At 37.2% G+C, this 18,489-nt stretch carries 20 protein-coding genes; 10 read left to right on the top strand and 10 right to left on the bottom strand.

Annotated features, from left to right (window positions below):
• Positions 1–350 precede the first annotated feature (350 nt).
• Together AN490_RS02075 and AN490_RS02070 are read left to right on the top strand one after the other, a co-directional pair.
• Entirely contained in the window at positions 351–914 is a 564-nt protein-coding gene (locus AN490_RS02075; protein WP_213711853.1) for a CAP domain-containing protein, read from the top strand.
• Positions 915–1,041: 127 nt separating this feature from the next.
• The gene (locus AN490_RS02070) at positions 1,042–1,671 is read left to right on the top strand and encodes a ribonuclease D (RefSeq protein ID WP_213718235.1); all 630 of its coding nucleotides are present in this window, start codon (positions 1,042–1,044) and stop codon (positions 1,669–1,671) included.
• Between the two features lie 72 nt (positions 1,672–1,743).
• On the opposite strand, the gene thrS is transcribed toward AN490_RS02070, so the two are convergent.
• Positions 1,744–3,564 (bottom strand): threonine--tRNA ligase, encoded by a 1,821-nt coding sequence (gene thrS, locus AN490_RS02065; RefSeq protein WP_299999507.1) that lies wholly within the window; start codon positions 3,562–3,564, stop codon positions 1,744–1,746.
• Between the two features lie 105 nt (positions 3,565–3,669).
• Positions 3,670–3,855, bottom strand: coding sequence for a hypothetical protein (locus AN490_RS02060; protein WP_299999505.1), 186 nt, complete (start codon positions 3,853–3,855; stop codon positions 3,670–3,672).
• Positions 3,856–4,013: 158 nt separating this feature from the next.
• Between AN490_RS02060 and AN490_RS02055 the strand changes: the two genes are divergently transcribed.
• Positions 4,014–4,328: a DUF2605 domain-containing protein gene (locus AN490_RS02055; protein WP_299999503.1), complete on the top strand. Its 315-nt coding sequence runs from the start codon at positions 4,014–4,016 to the stop codon at positions 4,326–4,328.
• 246 nt (positions 4,329–4,574) lie between these two features.
• On the top strand, positions 4,575–4,895 hold the full coding sequence (locus AN490_RS02050; RefSeq protein WP_213711857.1) for a DUF2973 domain-containing protein: 321 nt from the start codon (positions 4,575–4,577) through the stop codon (positions 4,893–4,895).
• A 170-nt stretch (positions 4,896–5,065) separates the two neighbouring features.
• On the opposite strand, the gene AN490_RS02045 is transcribed toward AN490_RS02050, so the two are convergent.
• Complete coding sequence (locus tag AN490_RS02045) at positions 5,066–5,500, bottom strand: SufE family protein (protein WP_168631771.1); 435 nt, start codon at positions 5,498–5,500, stop codon at positions 5,066–5,068.
• Positions 5,501–5,813: 313 nt separating this feature from the next.
• On the opposite strand from AN490_RS02045, the gene AN490_RS02040 reads away from it, so the two are divergent.
• Complete coding sequence (locus AN490_RS02040; RefSeq protein WP_015078174.1) at positions 5,814–6,308, top strand: ureidoglycolate lyase; 495 nt, start codon at positions 5,814–5,816, stop codon at positions 6,306–6,308.
• Positions 6,309–6,364: 56 nt separating this feature from the next.
• On the opposite strand, the gene AN490_RS02035 is transcribed toward AN490_RS02040, so the two are convergent.
• Positions 6,365–6,772 (bottom strand): NUDIX hydrolase, encoded by a 408-nt coding sequence (locus AN490_RS02035; RefSeq protein WP_213718243.1) that lies wholly within the window; start codon positions 6,770–6,772, stop codon positions 6,365–6,367.
• A 239-nt stretch (positions 6,773–7,011) separates the two neighbouring features.
• Between AN490_RS02035 and AN490_RS02030 the strand changes: the two genes are divergently transcribed.
• Together AN490_RS02030 and AN490_RS02025 are read left to right on the top strand one after the other, a co-directional pair.
• The gene (locus tag AN490_RS02030; RefSeq protein ID WP_015078172.1) at positions 7,012–7,752 is read left to right on the top strand and encodes a cytochrome c biogenesis protein CcdA; all 741 of its coding nucleotides are present in this window, start codon (positions 7,012–7,014) and stop codon (positions 7,750–7,752) included.
• 3 nt (positions 7,753–7,755) lie between these two features.
• Positions 7,756–9,123: a cytochrome c biogenesis protein gene (locus AN490_RS02025; RefSeq protein WP_299999495.1), complete on the top strand. Its 1,368-nt coding sequence runs from the start codon at positions 7,756–7,758 to the stop codon at positions 9,121–9,123.
• A 47-nt stretch (positions 9,124–9,170) separates the two neighbouring features.
• Here AN490_RS02025 and hisG read toward each other — a convergent pair whose 3' ends face one another.
• Positions 9,171–9,815, bottom strand: coding sequence for an ATP phosphoribosyltransferase (gene hisG, locus AN490_RS02020; protein ID WP_015078170.1), 645 nt, complete (start codon positions 9,813–9,815; stop codon positions 9,171–9,173).
• Positions 9,816–9,890: 75 nt separating this feature from the next.
• Here hisG and rppA point away from each other — a divergent pair, with 75 nt between their 5' ends.
• Positions 9,891–10,583, top strand: coding sequence for a two-component system response regulator RppA (gene rppA / locus AN490_RS02015; protein WP_299999490.1), 693 nt, complete (start codon positions 9,891–9,893; stop codon positions 10,581–10,583).
• A gap of 47 nt (positions 10,584–10,630) precedes the next feature.
• On the opposite strand, the gene AN490_RS02010 is transcribed toward rppA, so the two are convergent.
• The 3 genes from AN490_RS02010 to AN490_RS02000 all read right to left on the bottom strand — a co-directional run bounded on the left by AN490_RS02010 (position 10,631) and on the right by AN490_RS02000 (position 13,510).
• Entirely contained in the window at positions 10,631–11,044 is a 414-nt protein-coding gene (locus AN490_RS02010) for a secondary thiamine-phosphate synthase enzyme YjbQ (RefSeq protein WP_213711860.1), read from the bottom strand.
• Positions 11,045–11,130: 86 nt separating this feature from the next.
• Positions 11,131–12,204 carry a glycosyl transferase gene (locus tag AN490_RS02005; RefSeq protein ID WP_299999487.1) on the bottom strand — a complete coding sequence of 358 codons (1,074 nt, stop codon included), beginning with the start codon at positions 12,202–12,204 and terminating at the stop codon, positions 11,131–11,133.
• 139 nt (positions 12,205–12,343) lie between these two features.
• The gene (locus tag AN490_RS02000; protein ID WP_299999485.1) at positions 12,344–13,510 is read right to left on the bottom strand and encodes an aminotransferase class V-fold PLP-dependent enzyme; all 1,167 of its coding nucleotides are present in this window, start codon (positions 13,508–13,510) and stop codon (positions 12,344–12,346) included.
• Between the two features lie 85 nt (positions 13,511–13,595).
• Between AN490_RS02000 and AN490_RS01995 the strand changes: the two genes are divergently transcribed.
• Positions 13,596–14,711, top strand: coding sequence for an ABC transporter permease (locus AN490_RS01995; RefSeq protein WP_299999483.1), 1,116 nt, complete (start codon positions 13,596–13,598; stop codon positions 14,709–14,711).
• Positions 14,712–14,807: 96 nt separating this feature from the next.
• Here the strand turns inward: AN490_RS01995 and AN490_RS01990 are convergent, their stop codons facing one another.
• Together AN490_RS01990 and AN490_RS01985 are read right to left on the bottom strand one after the other, a co-directional pair.
• Complete coding sequence (locus AN490_RS01990) at positions 14,808–15,833, bottom strand: ABC transporter permease (protein ID WP_213799717.1); 1,026 nt, start codon at positions 15,831–15,833, stop codon at positions 14,808–14,810.
• Positions 15,834–16,059: 226 nt separating this feature from the next.
• Positions 16,060–17,673 (bottom strand): ABC transporter substrate-binding protein, encoded by a 1,614-nt coding sequence (locus AN490_RS01985; RefSeq protein ID WP_299999476.1) that lies wholly within the window; start codon positions 17,671–17,673, stop codon positions 16,060–16,062.
• Positions 17,674–17,916: 243 nt separating this feature from the next.
• On the opposite strand from AN490_RS01985, the gene AN490_RS01980 reads away from it, so the two are divergent.
• A complete protein-coding gene (locus AN490_RS01980) occupies positions 17,917–18,432 on the top strand; it encodes a thioredoxin family protein (RefSeq protein WP_299999474.1) in 516 nt (171 codons plus the stop codon).
• The last annotated feature ends 57 nt before the right edge of the window (positions 18,433–18,489 follow it).

The raw sequence follows: 18,489 nt of genomic DNA, 5'->3' as shown, positions 1-18,489 counted from the left end.
GTCAACGAGTTAAGCGAATAAATTCGCCCGTGTCGCTTATATCTCAGCACTAAAGTGACTGAGCTTTACGCTTACCGAGTAATCTTGTAAATAACATCTACTAGTTTGATAGTCAGGGGTGCTATAGCGGTATGCACTTGAGTAAGATTCTAATTTTAGTCACAGAGGCTTATATCCAAAGGGGTTTACTCCTGAATGCTGGAAGCTGCCATATCTAGACTGATTTAAATTGTGAAAATTTGATGATCTTTGAGTTCATAATTAGCAAATAGTATCCTGGTAAGTATTCTGATAATCAGAAGATAGGGTATATATTCAATAAATCCATACATTACTTAACTTAAACCTCTATGTTACGACAAACTGCTTTTGGCATTGCTTTAAGTACGCTTGTCCTTGCTAGTGGCTATATGACTGCTGCGAACCCAGATAATAGTTCTGCTAAACAAACTGGCCGATATCAGCATTCATCACTTGTGACAAGTCAAGCAAAAATATCTAATCTTACTGTTCAAACTACTAATTTAGAACTATCTGTTTTTACTCAAATTAATCAATATCGGGCGAAACGGGGGCTAAAAAAATTAAATTTAAACGGAAAGATCAGTCAGCAAGCCAGAATTCACAGTCAAAATATGGCTAGTGGTAAAGTTCCTTTTAGTCATCAAGGATTTGAACAGCGGGTAATGACTATTCCTCTTAAATACAGTAGTGCGGCTGAAAATGTAGCTTATAATACGGGATATAGTAACCCTGCTAATGAGGCGGTTTCTGGCTGGTTAAAAAGCCCTGGTCATCTGAAAAATCTTCAGGGTAAATATAATTTAACTGGGGTTGGTGTGGCTGCTAATGAACAAGGAGAAGTTTATTTAACGCAAATATTTTTAAACACTAATACCAGCGGACAAAATTAAGAATTATGCCCTTTGTGATGAAGGGGCATAAATTAATTTTTCAATTTTTAATTTAGCATTTTTAATGAGGCGTTAGCGAGAGTCCTGTTGTCTGGCAAAATGAAGATAATTTATATTTGATCAGTTCATGACATTACCAGATTTTCAAGTTGGCGATCGCGATTTAAATGATGCAACTCTTTCTGAGTATTTAAAATCCCCAGCTATCGCTGTTGATACGGAAACAATGGGACTTTTACCTCAGCGCGATCGCTTGTGTCTGATTCAACTCTGTAACCCAGAAGGACAAGTTACTGCTATTCGGATTTCTAGGGGACAAACGGTAGCACCAAATTTGAAAATTCTCATGGAAGCAACCCATATTGTTAAAGTTTTTCACTTTGCTAGGTTTGATGTTGCCACATTACGGCAGAATTTAGATATTGTTGTGCAACCGATTTTTTGTACTAAAATTGCTAGTAAGTTAGCCCGGACTTATACAAATCGTCACGGACTAAAAGATGTGGTTTTAGAATTAGAAAAGGTGGAGTTAGATAAAAGTTCCCAATGTTCTGATTGGGGTAATGCGAGTAATTTATCTGATGCACAATTAAGTTATGCGGCTAATGATGTCCGTTATTTGTTAAGTGTCCGAGAAAAGCTCACGGCTATGTTACAACGGGAAGAACGTTGGCAAGTTGCCCAAGAATGTTTTCAAGTTTTATCAACAATTGTTAGTTTAGATTTATTACAATTCAAGGACTTATTTGAACATTGAAATATCTAAATTTATAATTTGATTTGGAGTTAATTTACTTTTGGGCTGGGATTTACCCAGCCTATTATTTACTTAGAATTTACTAAAGTTAGTAATTGCTTCTGTGATTTTATCCACAACCTCATCTACAATTATGACTCCCAACTCCCCAGAAGCGCGGGTACGAATACTCAAACTGTTGGTTTCGACTTCCTTCGCACCAACCACCGCCATTACAGGTATTTTATCCTTTTCCGCGTTGCGAATCAACTTACCAAGGCGATCGCCACTGGTATCCACTTCCGCCCGAATACCCAATGCAACCATCTTAGCAGCCACCTCTTTGGTAAAATCTAACTGAAGATCACCGACAGGTAATAACCTGATTTGTACAGGTGCTAACCACAGAGGAAAATCACCCGCGTACTCTTCAATTAAAATTCCAATTAATCGTTCCAAAGAACCAAAGGGCGCGCGGTGAAGCATTACTGGACGTTGACGCGAACCATCTTCAGCTACATACTCTAAATCAAACCGTTCTGGTAAATTATAATCTACCTGCACAGTTCCCAATTGCCATTCCCGTTCTAAAGCATCACTGAAAATAAAATCCAGCTTGGGTCCATAAAAAGCCGCTTCCCCAATTCCTTCAAAATGCTCCATTCCCAATTGTTGCACAGCGCGACGAATTGCCCCTTCCGCTTTATCCCAAGCTTCATCAGAACCGATATACTTATCACTAGCTGGGTCACGGAAACTCAATCTAGCTTTAAAATTCTTCAATTGCAGACTTTTGAAAACGCTCAAAATCAAATCTACAACATTGAGAAATTCACTGTCTAGCTGTTCGGGAGTCACGAATAAATGAGAATCATCAACGGTAAAACCGCGCACTCTGGTTAAACCACCCAATTCTCCCGATTGTTCATAACGGTAAACTGTACCAAATTCTGCCAAGCGCATCGGTAATTCCCGATAAGAGCGTAATTCACTCTTGTATATTTGGATGTGGAAAGGGCAGTTCATCGGTTTCATGACAAAACCCTGTTCTATGGCTCTGGCTTCCTCATCTTCAGCCATTAAAGGAAACATATCTTCCTTGTATTTCTGCCAGTGTCCTGATGTTTTAAATAAATCAACTCTGGCAATATGGGGAGTAACTACAGGTAAATAACCCCGTTTTAATTGTTCTTTTTTGAGGAAGTCTTCTAAAATCGTTCTTAACAAAGTCCCTTTGGGAGTCCACAAAGGTAAACCAGGTCCGACTAAATCGGAAAAGATAAATAATCCGAGTTCTTTACCCAGTTTACGATGATCACGGCGCAGGGCTTCTTCTTTGCGGCGTTTATACTCTGCTAATTGTTCGGGAGTTTCCCAAGCTGTGGCATAAATGCGCTGTAATTGAGCTTTGTTTTCATCTCCGCGCCAATAAGCACCAGCAACGCTTTCTAACTCTATAGCTTTGGGATTAATTTCGCTGGTATTTTCGAGGTGAGGTCCAGCGCACAAATCCCACCATTGCTCTCCCAAATGGTAAATTGTGATGGGTTCTTGTTTGATATCTCCGAGAATTTCCAGTTTATAGGGTTCGTTAATGGCTTCAATGCGGCTTTGTGCTTCTTCGCGGCTGACTTCTTCCCGAATTAATGGTAATTTGCGATTAATAATCTTGACCATTTCTTTTTGAATGGTTTTTAAATCCTTATCGCTAAAGGGTTCTGGACTATCAAAGTCATAATAAAACCCATTTTCAATCCAAGGACCAATTGTAACTTGCACCTTGGGAAACAGCTTTTGTACTGCCATAGCCATGATATGGGAAGCTGTGTGACGAATCTTTTTTAGTGTTTCTGATTCGCTGGTTCGGGGTAAATAGATTTTTTCGACTGGTTGGGTTTCTTGATTTGGGGACATTGGCTATTAAACTTTTGACGAAGTGTTAAAAATAGAGTTGACGAAAAATATCTTTACAAAATAAATAATAGTCCACTGGCTATGGTTTTTCCTAATTTAGCCCAATCATAAGCTTTTGGTACAAGCCATACAAGACAAAATTAAATTCAATCGAGTTGTCCGAGAACAGGGAACAGGGAACAGGGAATAGAAAAATTTTCTTCTTTCTTCTTTCTTCTTTCCTCCTGACTCCTGACTCCTGACTCCTGACTCCTGACTTCTTCCTTTAGAGGTATCCAGGTTTACTCCCAAGGAGCTTTACAAAACTATTGCCAAATTTATACAATCATGCTTCAGATACCAAGTTACATATTTTTTAAGTTTTTTTATGTAGAAAGTTATGAACTGATTGTTAAGGATCGTAAATAACGTTAATATAAATAGACAATTAAGAAATATGATTCTCATATATGGGGGACTCAAATCTACCAAACACTGATTTACTAAAATCAGTCTTAGAACCGCTGTTAGAGGATTTTCAAGATTGGTTTGAGCGATATCGTCAAATTCTGGAAAATGAGAAAATCCAATTCATGAGTGAACAAGAGCAATTTGACTTACTAAAACGAGTTAAAAATGCACAAAATGAACTCAAAACGGCAAGAATGTTGTTTAAGGCAACTGATCAACAAGTCGGACTTGATATGGCAACGGTAATGCCTTGGCATCAATTAGTTACAGAATGTTGGAGTGTGGGAATGCGTTTAGGTCAGTCAAAGGAATAATCAACCTGTTGGCAAAATCTGAATCCAGTGGAAATTGTAAAAATATTATACAATTCTTAACATTCTTTTCATAAAAAAATAATGTGCCTCGTGTTACCTTAATCTGAATATAAGGATTGCATCATATAACATAAGCACATAAGTAAAGAATCTTACATTCTTTTCTACCGTAAATTATTTATTTGCGGAGTTTTAGGTTTTACATAGATAACATTTTTACCCTTTGCTGTTCTGGAGGAAAATTCAATGCTACACCTACTTTATATTTTAGCTTTCACCGTTTTGGCATTTATGGCTGTTGGTAATTTAATTCGCAATCTGATCATGTTCAGTTTTGACAGAGAACGAACTTATTCTAATAACCAATCATCACAAGGTGGCTTTGGTTATTATGCAGCTAGAAGGCAGTATGTCCCCCATCCTGAATTGTTAGATAGTGCAGGTAATATGATTAAAGAACCGCTGTTGGTCATGCGTTCAATTAATGTTGAAGATGCACGGGAACAGTTAGATGCTCTTTATGAATCCTCTCCTAGTCAGAAAATTGATCGCTCAGAAGGAGCATAATTGATAATTTGCAAAATTTTGAACTATATAGAGGTTTGGTAATACTAAACCTCTATAATTGTAGGGGCAACCCCCCGTGGTTGCCCATTCTCTGTAATCGAGGGAAGTCAGAAGTTCAGAAAGCAGAAAGAATAATCTAAAACTTAAAAAAGTTGTCGAGTCTCCAATTCCTAATTTTCTAATTTAGATTCCAAAGCTTTTTTTTGCATTGTTTTGAAAATATTGTAAAAACCATTAGCGCGGGAAGGTGTCAAACTTACATTTAAGCCAGTTTCTTGAATAAAATCAGGAGTAAGTTGGATTATTTCTGTAGGTGTTGATCCATTTAATCCTTCTATTAATAATGCTAATAATCCCTTAGTTAATTGGGAATCAGAATCACCCTGAAATATGACTTTACCGTCTTCTAATGATGCCGTAACATACACTTGAGAAACACAACCGGGAACTTTATTTTCTGGGAGTTTACCAGATTCAGGAAACTCTTGTAGCTTTTGAGCATACCAAATTAACTGCTCATAGCGTCGTTTTGGTTCTGTAGCGCGTTGAAAGCGGTGGACAATTTTATTTAGTGCAGGTGGTAAGGAATCAAGAGTTGAGGACATGATCAATCCAGGAAATAATTACTCTTATCTTAGCAATTACCAGCCCTTCTAGATACCATTTGGATCACAACAAATATCAAAAATTGCTATTAAGTACAGCACTTGTTTATATTGTCAAGTGAAAACAAATGTTAAAATTTGCTACAAAGTAAGCAATGATATAGATTTTTATGCTATAGAAATTAACTTTGCCTAGGCAGGAGTTAAAATAGGCGATTATGGTTTGTCTAAAGCATTTGATTTAGCCGGGTTAAGTGGACAAACTTTAAACAGGCGTTGTTAGATTGTATGTAAACCATCAAATAAAGAAGTTATGAGTACATTATCAAAAATACAAGAATTACCATCTCAATTGATTACACCAGAAAATTTTCAACCTTATGGACAGGTAATATATGCAAGTAAAGATGGGAAAAATTTTGATCAAGAAGATGCCCAGTTAAATTTACAAAATGGTATTCCTCATTTTTATATTATGCGGTTGCAGAAAAACGGACGGAAATTTCACCAAATTACTCGTCATGTCAAATGTACTCAATGTTTAGGTTCATTGGATAGTAAAGACTGGTTAATGGCAGTTTGTCCAGCTAATAATGATACGAATGCACCTGGATTATCAGAACTTGCAGCTTTTCGGATTCCCGGAAATTGTTTTATTAAATTAGATATGGGAACTTGGCACGCAGGCCCATATTTTGATCATGATTTTGTAGATTTTTACAATTTAGAATTGAGTGATACAAATGTGGTAGATCATTTCACTCATAATTTTCTCAAAAGTCATAATTTAGCCTTTGAGATGATTTAAAATAAGATCCCCGACTTCTTAAACAAGTCAGGGATCTGGATATTTTGGATATGTGTCTATATCCATGAAGTTTGAATAATTCTTTTTAGTGAAGTTTCCTTGACTAATTCAGCAGCTTGGTTAACTTCTAACCATTTTCTTTCCCTTGCGGTAGCTTCTGGCCAATCTTCTAATACTGTTTCCACAGGTAATAAAAATAAATTTACTTGATAGGTATTCCCCCGTTTTCGATATTTATAATTACCGAACTCTTCAGTTGTGACTCTACCGACAACTCCGGCTTCTTCCCATGCCTCCTTCGCTGCTGAATCATGGGGACTCATACCTTTACAAAGTCCCCCTTTAGGAATTACCCAACCTTGACGGCTACGAGTAGTAATTAATAAAACTTCAACTTTTCCATCGTTGATTCGATAGGGAATAACTCCAGATTGTTGAAAAACTTTGTTGATTTTGCGAGTCATGGTGGTAGATTCCTTCTGAATGAGTATTTTTGATTTTCAATGTGTATTTGTTAATAATGTGCCACTAAGGCAACTTTCAAAATCATTAATCTGATTTTGAGTAATCTTAACTATAAATTCAACAACTTTCCTGAAAAATCCGGAGTATGATTTACCTCACGGTACTTACTTTTATGATTTCATGATCCAAAATACGTTAAAATTCAAGCGGAGTAAGCATTTTCTACTTAAATATCCTCATGCTAGAAACTCTAGAAACCCAAATTTATCAACTTGAGCAATTTGCCAACACCCTTGTTGCGAACCAACTCACCCACCTGAGTTTCGTCAGCATTGCCATTATTTTTGCGGCTGGCTTGCTGACCAGCCTTACGCCCTGTATGCTGTCTATGCTGCCCATTACCATTGGCTATATTGGCGGTTATGAAGCTAAAACTCGCTTACAAGCAGCAGCCCAATCAACTTGGTTTGCGTTGGGATTAGCAACTACATTAGCAGGAATGGGCATCGTCGCAGGTTTAGTTGGTAAAGTCTATGGACAGATAGGAATTGGTTTACCAATTATCGTCAGTATTATCGCTATTATTATGGGACTGAACTTATTAGAAGCATTACCCATCCAATTTCCTTCTTTGAATGAAACAAATTGGATTTCTCAAGATTTACCTCCCGGAGTCCGTTCATACTCTATCGGCTTAACATTTGGGTTAGTGGCTTCCCCCTGTAGCACACCAGTTTTAGCTAGTCTATTAGGTTGGGTTGCTAATACTCAAGATTTAGTTTTAGGTGCGGTTTTACTACTTGCTTATACAGCCGGATATGTAACTCCATTAATTTTAGCAGGTACGTTTACTGCTGCCATTAAAAAACTATTAGAATTGCGCCGTTGGTCTGGTTGGATAAATCCTATTAGCGGTGTATTATTAGTAGGCTTTGGTGTTTTTTCTTTACTTTCTCGGATTCCTATTGGTAGTTTCTAAGCAATGACTTCAGATCAGACAACATCCACAGAATTAAGTTGGTGGTTAATACCGGGGCGGTTTATCCGTCGGGAAGTTTTGCCTGTATTAACTGATTTACGTTTGGCAATTATTCTATTGTTAATTATTGCCTTATTTAGTGTGAGTGGTACGGTAATTGAACAGGGGCAATTGCCTGATTTTTACCAATCTAATTATCCAGAACATCCTGCTTTGTTTGGTTTCCTCTCTTGGAAAGTTATTCAAGTAGTTGGGTTAGATCATGTATATAGAACTTGGTGGTTTTTGAGTTTATTAGTTTTATTTGGAACTAGTTTAACGGCTTGTACTTTTACTCGTCAATTACCAGCCCTCAAAGCTGCTCAAAGGTGGAAATATTACGAAGAACCTCGCAACTTCACAAAATTAGCTTTAAGTGCTGAATTGGAGGGTGTTTCTTTGCCATCAATTACGCCAATTTTGCAGCAAAAAAGTTATCGGATTTTTCAGGAAAAAGATAATATTCTTTATGCCCGCAAAGGTATAATTGGTAAATTGGGACCAATTATTGTCCACATTGGGATTGTCGCTATTTTGCTGGGGGGAATTTGGGGAGCAATGACGGGATTTATGGCTCAAGAAATGATTGCTAGTGGCGATACATTCCAGGTAAAAAATATTGTTGATGCTGGTGCTTGGTCTTCTCAAGATGTGTTGAAAGATTGGTCTGTGCGTGTCAATCGCTTTTGGATTGATTACACACCGACGGGAGGAATTGACCAATTTTATTCAGATATGTCTGTGCTGAATAATGAGGGCAAAGAAGTTAACCATGAGAAGATTTATGTTAACAAACCGCTGCGTTATCATGGTGTGGTTTTCTATCAAACAGATTGGGGAATTTCCAGCGTTCGGGTGAGATTAAATAAAAGCCCAATTTTCCAATTACCAATGGCACAATTAGACACCAAAGGTAAGGGTAGACTTTGGGGAACTTGGATTCCGACTAAACCAGATTTAAGTGAAGGTGTTTCCCTATTAGCCAAAGATTTGCAAGGCATGGTATTAATTTATGATGCTCAAGGTAAATTAATTAATACTGTGCGGGCAGGAATGTCTATCCCTGTAAATGGGGTAAATTTGCAAATTCTTGATGTCATGGGTAGCACGGGTTTACAAATCAAATTTGATCCTGGTATTCCTATTGTTTATACTGGTTTTGCTTTATTAATGTTAGGTGTGGTGATGAGTTATTTTTCCCATTCTCAAATTTGGGCTTTACAAACAGGCAAAACTTTATATATTGGTGGAAAAACTAACCGCGCTCAAGTTGCATTTGAACAAGAAGTTTTGGGAATTTTAGACCAACTTAGTGCCGTCAAAAAGCCCTAAATTTAAGATCCCCGACTTCTCTAAGAAGTCGGGAATCTAAGATCTAATTAAGCTGTGGTAAGCATTTCTGACCGCATTTGTGCAATTAATTTATCTAAATTACCTGTATTTAACCGATAACTTAAAGGGTGAACAATTAACCGGGCTGTACTTTCATACAAAGTCGCAATTTCAATTAAACCATTTTCTTTTAAAGTCTTTCCCGTCGAAACTATATCAACAATTGCTTCTGACATTCCCGTAATTGGACCTAATTCCACAGAACCATACAAAGGGACAATTTCTATCGGTAAATCCAAACCTTGAAAATACTCTCGCGCACAATTTACATATTTAGAAGCAACTCGACCATGAGCAGGTAAATCTAACGGGGATTTGTAGGAACTAGCCGCTTTTACAGCTACAGACATTCGACAATATCCAAATTTTAAATCCACTAATTGGGCGACTTGGGGCTGTTTTTCTCTGAGAACATCGTAGCCGACAATTCCCAATTGTGCTTGACCATATTCTACATAAACAGGCACATCTTGCGCTCGCACTAATAAGGCTTTCGCTTGTCCACTAGCATCAGTAATTTGTAATTGGCGGTTTCCTGATTCTAAGAAAGCACTAAAATCTAATCCTACAGATTGTAATATGCGGAGACTAGGTTCAAGTAGTCCCCCTTTTGGTATTGCAACAGTTAACATTCTTTTTTTTGGTATTCTTAATGTGTTTGCAGTTCACTATATTGAGAATATATCTATATTGCCATTAGCAACAGAATGAAAATTTTATTAGTTGATGATGAAGTTGAGCTAACTGACCCTTTAAGTCGTCTCTTGACCCGTGAAGGTTATAGTGTTGATGCTACTTATGATGGGACAAGTGGCAGTAATTTGGCAGAAATAGGCAGTTATGATTTACTGATTCTAGATTGGATGTTACCGGGAAAAACAGGGTTAGATATTTGTCAGGAATTACGCCGTCAAGGTAAAACAACTCCTGTACTATTTCTCACGGCAAAAGATACCCTGGATGACCGTGTACAAGGTTTGGACGCGGGCGCTGATGATTATTTAGTCAAACCTTTTGAATTGCGGGAATTACTGGCAAGAGTCCGGGCTTTGTTACGTCGTACTGGTACAGAATCTTATAGTAGTACAAAAGGAAAGTTAGTTGTAGCCGATTTGGAACTTGATATAGAAAATCAAATAGCTTATCGTCACGGAAGAATCATAGAACTCTCTCAAAAAGAAAGTCAGTTGTTACAATACTTCATGGAAAATGCTGGACAATTACTGACGCATGGTCAAATTTTGCAGCATTTATGGCAAAATGAGGAACAACCTAATAGTAATGTGATTGCGGCTTTAATTCGTCTGTTGCGTCGTAAGGTGGAAGTAGTGGAAAAAACACCAATGATTCACACTGTTTATGGTAAAGGTTATCGTTTTGGTTCGACTGAAATTGAATAAACCAGGACATAAATGATCACAATTTAATTCTGATTGATATACTAAATCTATCCAGAAATATGAACTACTAACTCTCTCACATTATTCTGTTGACGATGTTCCCAAACATAGATTCCTTGCCATGTTCCTAATACCAAATGACCACGATTAATGGGAATTTGTTCGGAGGTATGGGTTAAAACTGTACGGATATGTCCTGGCATATCGTCTGGTCCTTCAGCATCATGAATGTAATGGTTTCCTTCTGGGACTATTTTGGCCATGAAATTAGCTAAATCAACTAATACATCAGGATCAGCATTTTCTTGAATTACTAAACTAGCTGAGGTGTGACGTAAAAATAAACTACAAAGCCCAGTTTCTATACCAGATTCAGCAACAATAGCTTCAATTTTGGCGGTAATATTGTGAAATGATTTTCCATTGGTGGAAACTCTTAATAGTTTTTGGTAGTGGGTCATAATCCTCATGGTGTAATATCCCCGACTAATTTTTCAATGATATCAATAAATAATGAATCAATGGTAGAAGTAGGGGATATGAATACTTACAAATAATCTATCACAGCTTTGGCTATTGTTTCATTCCCATCTTTTGTGATAATGTTAGGCTGCTTTGGTGCTTGGGGTGACTGATAAAGAAAATCCCAATCTCCCTGAAAAAATTCCGGTACTGTGAGAATTTGATGATGATTGTAATTAGTAATTCCTGCTAACATAAAAGCAGCTTCGGCAAAATCATCACGAGGTATAGTTACTACTGGTACATCTAAAAGGGTGGCTTCTGAAAATGTCCCATAACCAGGTTTAGAAATAATTCTGCCACAAATTGGCATAAAATCTACAGGACGGTATTGACGATTTGTGACTTTAATTAAGTTAGGTAAATCTGGGGCTGAAGCATCAAAAGTAATAAATTGCCAATCGGGAAATTTGTTGATATTTGTATAGGGAATTGCTTGTAAACCTAAACCCCCAAATGTTAGTAAAATTGTTTTTTCTGGAGGTGTGTTTATTCCCCAATTGGTGCGTAATTTATCAATAGAAAAATAGGGAGAACCACCAGTTAAGCCTACATCTGTAATATTAGTAAATGCTGACATAGGTTCATGGAAAGGCAGACGAAATAAAAGGTCGCATTTTCCATACCAATCACTAATCCAATCAGCAATTTCTGTAAATTCTCCTCCCCAATCTCGATAGATAAAATCCCAACCAAAATTACTAATCATCCAACAGGGGATATTTGTAGCTTCAGCAAATCCGGCAGCGAGAAAAGGAATATCTGCCAAAATGAGATTAACGCGATTTTGACGAATAAAATTAACTTCTGAAGCAATTAAGGATTTGTGATTTTTTTTAATTTCTCGTAGTTTTTCCAAAGTTGCTGATTTATCCATTGTCAAACTATCAACTTGAACAACACCTAAATCAAACGCCCGTTGACGTAAAATAAAATCACCTTCCATATAAGATTCCAGCAACCAGCGAGGTGCAGTAGTAACTAGAATTAATAACGCTTCAGGACATAATTTTTGGATAGTGTTAGCTATGGAAGCTGTGCGGGTAGCATGACCAAAACCGTGATTGGTAATTGCTATATATATAATTGGTCGTTCCATGATTTCAAAAGAAAAAGGTTAAAAAGTATTTGTGTAGGTTAGGTTGACGCAAGAAAACCCAACATTAAAAATCATTTGTTTTGTTGGGGTTTCCCAAAGCCATTGCTCCGCGTTCACGCAGTGTCCCGCAGGGATACGTTCACGTTCCACAACCCAACCTACTTGATATTGCTGCTATTAATTGGTCAATTTCCGACTCTAAAGTTAGATAATGAACACTCACCCGAATGCAATTAGGATTGGCAATTGTTCGTGTTAAGATATTTTCAGACTCTAGAGATTGCACCAATTTAAAACTAGGTTGATTAGTTACTTGAAAAGAAACCAATCCACTTTCTGGGGGTGAATTTTTTAAACATTTGACATTAGCTAAAGAGCTTAATTTTTGCCAGAGATAATTACTATTTTGGCAAATTTGCTCATATCGTTCCTGTGCTGTTCCCCATTGTTCATGAATTGTAATTGCTTGCTTTAAACCCACATATAATGAAGTTGGTAAAGTGGATACTTCATATCTGCGTCCATCTGGTTGCCAACCCGTCGGTTGGGCTTGATTATTAGTAATTATCCCACTCAAACCAATAAAGGTAGGGTGCAAACTTTCCCTCGTTTCAGGACGCACATATAAACCACCCACACCCGCAGGACCACATAACCATTTGTGACCAGTAAAGGCATAAAAATCTACACCCAAAGCAGTTAAATCTAAAGGAATCACACCCACTGATTGAGCCGCATCTATCAATAACAGCGAATTATTACTTCTGCATACTTCGACAATCTTATCAATAGGTAAAACTTGACCAGTATTCCACAAAACATGACTTAAAACTACTAAGCGAGTTTTGGGACGGAGATTTTCAGCAATAATACTGATAGGATCACCTTCATTTAAAGTAGCCATTAAGGGACAAATGGTAACTTCTACCCCAAACCTGCGGGCAATTTCCTGGGCTGTAGCAATTACTCCAGGGTGTTCGCAGTCGGAAAGAAGCAGATGATCACCTGCGTGCCAATCAATCCCCCACATCGCAATATTACAACCTATCGTGACATTACCTGTGAGAGTAATTGTGTTACTTGGTACATTTAATGTAGATGCAATGGCTTCCCGACTGGCTTGTATTTGCGGTGCAATCCAACTATACGCCTCACTCCCAAAAGGACCTATACTTTGAATATGTGCCTGAGATTGGCTAATAGCATCCATAGCCCCTTGAGGCATTGTCCCCTGTCCTCCGTAGTTAAAATAAACCTTATTACTTAAAGCGGGAAATTGTGAGCGATGATGATGTAGGTTATTCATAAAATAGGTTTGCGGTTTTTGATCTAATCTATTGATATATACTTTTATCAACAATTAATCAACATTAACTTTTACATCAAAAACTATGAATTGGTGGCAACGACTCAACAAAAACCCTCTAGCACGAACTGGGGCAATTGTCCTCTTCTCTTTGTATTTAGCAGTGATTGGTGCTGATTTTATCGCTCCTTATAACCCTTATGATTCACAACCGAACGGTTCACTACTTCCACCGACTCAGATTCATTGGGTATCTCCATCAGGGCAGTTTATTGGACCCCACGTATATCCTACAACACAAGGCGATACTAACTTAGAAACCGGGGAAAGAAAAATAATTATAGACCAGACAAAACCTTCACCATTACGATTATTTGTGACTGGACCTCAATATCAATTATTCAACTTGACTATTTCCCTCCCACCAAAATGGCAGGAAGTCACAATTATCCCTGGTATTTCTTTAAATTGGCATTTGTTTGGCGTTATTGGTGACGCAAAATTGAATATTTTGGGAACAGATGAACAAGGACGCGACCAATTTAGTCGCTTGTTACATGGTGGTCGAATTAGTATGTTTATTGGTATTTTCGGGATTATCATTACCTATCCATTGGCATTGCTTATTGGTGGTATTTCCGGCTATTTTTGCGGAATAATTGATAGTATCATCATGCGTTTAGCAGAAGTCTTGATGACCTTTCCGAGTATTTATTTATTAGTAGCATTATCAAGTATTTTGAGTCCAAAATTAACCAGCACTCAGCGATTTTTACTAATTATTTTGATTACTTCTGTAATTAGTTGGGCAGGTTTAGCGAGGATAATTCGCGGACAGGTATTATCAATCAAAGAACTCGAATTTGTGCAAGCAGCAAAGGTAATGGGTGGTAATCCTATTTATATTATTGTTCGTCATGTTTTACCACAAACTGCAACTTACATTATTATTTCTGCTACTTTAACAATTCCTAGTTTTATTGGAGCAGAAGCCGTATTAAGTTTAATTGGTTTAGGTATTCAACAACCAGATCCTTCCTGGGGAAATATGCTTTCTTTAGCTAGTAATGCTTCTATTTTAGTGTTACAACCTTGGCTAATTCTACCACCAGCAATTCTAATTATTATCACCGTTTTATCATTCAATGTCTTAGGTGATGGTTTGAGAGATGCTCTTGACCCTCGTAGTGTGCAAAGATGATTATGAGTGGGTTAAGCGACAGCGCAACCCAACAAATGTTTTAATAATTTATGTTTAATAATGTTGGGTTTCCTTGCGTCAACCCAACCTACATAACTAATATCTAATTCTCGGATCTACATAAGCATTGAGAATATCAATTAAAATACTTGCACTCACCACAATTGCCCCAAAAAATACTAACACACCCTGAACGGTAGGATAATCTCGGTCGGAAATAGCTTGATATAAACGATTTGCTAACCCTGGCCAGGAAAATGTCACTTCTGTTAAAATTGCTCCACCTAATAAGGAAGCAAATGTTAGTCCTAAGACCGTAATGACAGGAATTAAGGCATTCTTCAAAGCATGGGATACTAATATCTTACTTTCAGAAATTCCTCGCGCCCTAGCCGCTTCTACATAATCAGCTTTTAAGGTTTGTTTTAAATTAACTCTGACAATGCGTTCAAAAATGCCACTTAGCAAAATTCCTAAAGTTAAACTTGGTAAAGCTAGATGATGTAAAGATGTAAAAAATTGACTTAAATTCCCACTTAATAAACTATCAATTGTATATAAACCAGTAATATTTGTAGGTGCAGGAAGATTAGGAGGAAACCGATTAGAATTAGGAAACCAACCCAATTGGACTGAGAAAACTAATTGTAATAACATACCTGCCCAAAACATCGGTAGTGCATAGGTAATAATCCCGAATAACCGCCCCCCAATATCAAAAGCAGTTCCCGGACGAGAAGCGGAAATAGTTCCCACTAAAACGCCAACAATCAGCGCCACAGCCATACTCGCAAATGCTAATTCTACGGTTGCTGGAAAATATTGACCAATTATTTCACCTACATTTTGCCCGCGACTGGTTAAAGAAGTTCCTAAATCAAAGTGCAGTAATTTACCTAAATAATTGAGATATTGTAACCAAATTGGTAAGTCCAAACCAAGTTGTTTTCTTAATTCTTCTTTTGCACTTTCTGGCGCTCTTCCTCCTAAAATAGCATCTGCGGGATCTCCTGGCGTAGCTCTAAGTAAAAGAAAAACAATGGTGATAATAGTAAATAGTTGCAATGGCGCAAATAGCAACCGGGAAAAAATGTAATACTGTAATGCTTTTGAACGGGACATATTTTATAGGAGTTCAGGAGTTCAGGATTCAGGAGTCAGGAGGAAGAAAGAAGAAAGAAGAAAGAAGAAAGAAGAAAGAAGGATTAACCTCGTTCCTTGTCTCTGACAAGGAATGCAGTCTAGAGGCTCTGCCTCTTGTTAATTATATGAGGCAGAGCCTCTAAATGGCATTCCCAGCCGGAGTCTGGGAACGAGAGAATGAGAGAGAAATTACCCGGTATTGATACTATTTTTTAATTGTTTTGTAAATTAGGTTTTGGCTAGGATCAAGATTGACATTGGCTACGCCTTTTTGAGCAAATACAAAATCTTTACTTTGCCATAAAGGGATGTAGGGAACATCAGTTAACACTTGGGTTTGAATGTCGGCAAATATTTTTTTCCGGGCTTCAGGATTTTGTTCTTTCCGTTGTTGATCTATGAGTTTATTCATAGCTTCACTATAATAAAATGACCCCTGAGATTGACTACCACCGGTTTCGCAACCTTTAGTAACTGAACCTTGTTCACAGGCTAAAAATGGCTGCACGTAGTTGTCTGGATCTAAAAAGTCTGGATACCAATTAGTTAAGGCGCTGGGATATAAACCTTTGGAAATTTCTTTATAGAAAGTTGCACTTTCTACGTTTTTAACTTCAAATTGCAAAATACCATCCATTTTAGTATCAGCGAGGGATTTTAAGGTTTGGGCGACTAAACCGTGAGTCGTTGAATTTGTAGAATACCAGATTTGCACTTTTGCCGGATTTTCTTGGGAAAAACCAGCAGCGACTAAGGATTTTTTGGCTTCTGCAAATTTACCATCACCATATTTATCTTTAAACAATGGTTGGGAAACATTGAAAGTTGTGGGAATGATGCTATAAAGGGGATCAGCCTGTGATAATAATACCCGATCATTTAATAATTTACGATCAATTAATAATGCGATCGCTTGTCTAACTTCTAGTTTATCTAAAGGTTTCTGATTGCGATTTAAAGTCAGATAATCAACTGCACTACCTTGAGCAGATATAGCTTGCCAATCTCCCTTTTTTGCACTTGCTTCTAAACTCTTAATTTGATCTGGTTGTAAGGATAGATAAGCCACATCTATTGCACCAGTTTTAAAGGCATTAAATAAGTTGACTGGACTGGTTTGAATTTGGACATTGACACCTTTGTTTTCGGGTTTTGTTCCCCAATATTTATCAAATACATCAAACTTTAAGGAATCAGTTCCATATTTGGCTAATTTATAAGCACCAGTCCCCACAAAAATATTCGGTTTAAATTTTCCAGCCCCAATTTCATAGGATTTTGGTGAAACCGCACAGACTCCAGAAAATGCTAACAATGAAGGAAAAGCTGCAAAGGGTTTCTTCAGTTTAATTGTTAATTCATACTCCCCTGTGGCTTTAACTGAAGCTACGGTATCAGAAAGCAGGAAAGACGGTTTACCTTTGTTTTCGATAAAGCGTTGCAGGCTAAACTCCATTGCTTTGGCATTGAAGGGAGTATCATCATGAAATACTACTCCTTTGCGAATGGGAATAGTATAAGTTAAACCATCTGCACTCACTTTTGGTAATGCTGTGGCCAATTGTGGTTTAATTTTTGTACTACCTGGTTCATAAGTGTACAGGCGATCGCTCATATTAAATACTAAACTCAAAGATCCCAATTCATACGCATCAGCAGGATCAAGAGTTCTTGGCTTTTCCGTTGTCCCTACGGTAATCCGACCATCACCCGCAGGAGCATTTACAGCACTAGACTGTGGTGTATTTGTTTGCTGTTTAGGAGTACAACTAACAACCAATAATAGACAAAGACAGAACAAAGATAGGAGTTTTGTCATCCTACCCCATTGTTTAATTAGCAAGGAACACCAAGTGATCATTATTAAAATATTTTCAATCAACGGTCAGTCATTATAGCAGGGAAGAGGGAATATTGATCTTTTTCCCATAACTTAATTACATAACTCATAATATACTCAAATTTTTTAATAAGTTATGTATTTGAATTGGGTAATTTTCCTAAATCAAGATGGATTATTCTATTATTAGAAAAAACCCTGATCAAAACATTTAAAAAAATTATGGTTTTAACAGCTTCCACAATGTTGCCTCTAGGCACGAAAGCACCAGATTTTCATCTACCAGAAGTAGTATCTAGAAAAATAATTTCTCTTGATAATTTTGCCGATAAAAAAGCATTGTTAATCATGTTTATTTGTCGTCACTGCCCATTTGTTAAGCATATTCAACAAGAATTAGCCAGATTAGATCAAGATTACAATAATAGTGATTTAGGGATTATTGCCATTAGTGCTAATGATGCTAAAAATTATCCCAATGATGCCCCAGAATCATTAAAAGAAATGGTTATAGAACTGGGGTTTGATTTTACCTTCTGTTACGATGAAACCCAAGAAACGGCAAAAGCATATACAGCAGCTTGTACACCAGATTTCTTTTTATTTGATAGCGATATAAAACTCGTTTATCGTGGACAATTAGATGATAGTCGTCCTAGTAATAATCAACCTGTTACAGGTAAAGATTTAAGAGCAGCTATTACCGCAGTCTCTGCATTTAATCTCATAAAATTGTAGTTTTCCGTAGTCAAACGTAGCTATATCCGTCACTACAATGAACCTTAGTAATATCTT

Origin of the sequence: Anabaena sp. AL09 (genome assembly GCF_001672255.1) — a bacterium.
Classification (GTDB): domain Bacteria; phylum Cyanobacteriota; class Cyanobacteriia; order Cyanobacteriales; family Nostocaceae; genus Dolichospermum; species Dolichospermum lemmermannii.
Note: the sequence above shows the minus strand (reverse complement) of the source record. Positions and strands in the feature narration are given on the sequence as shown.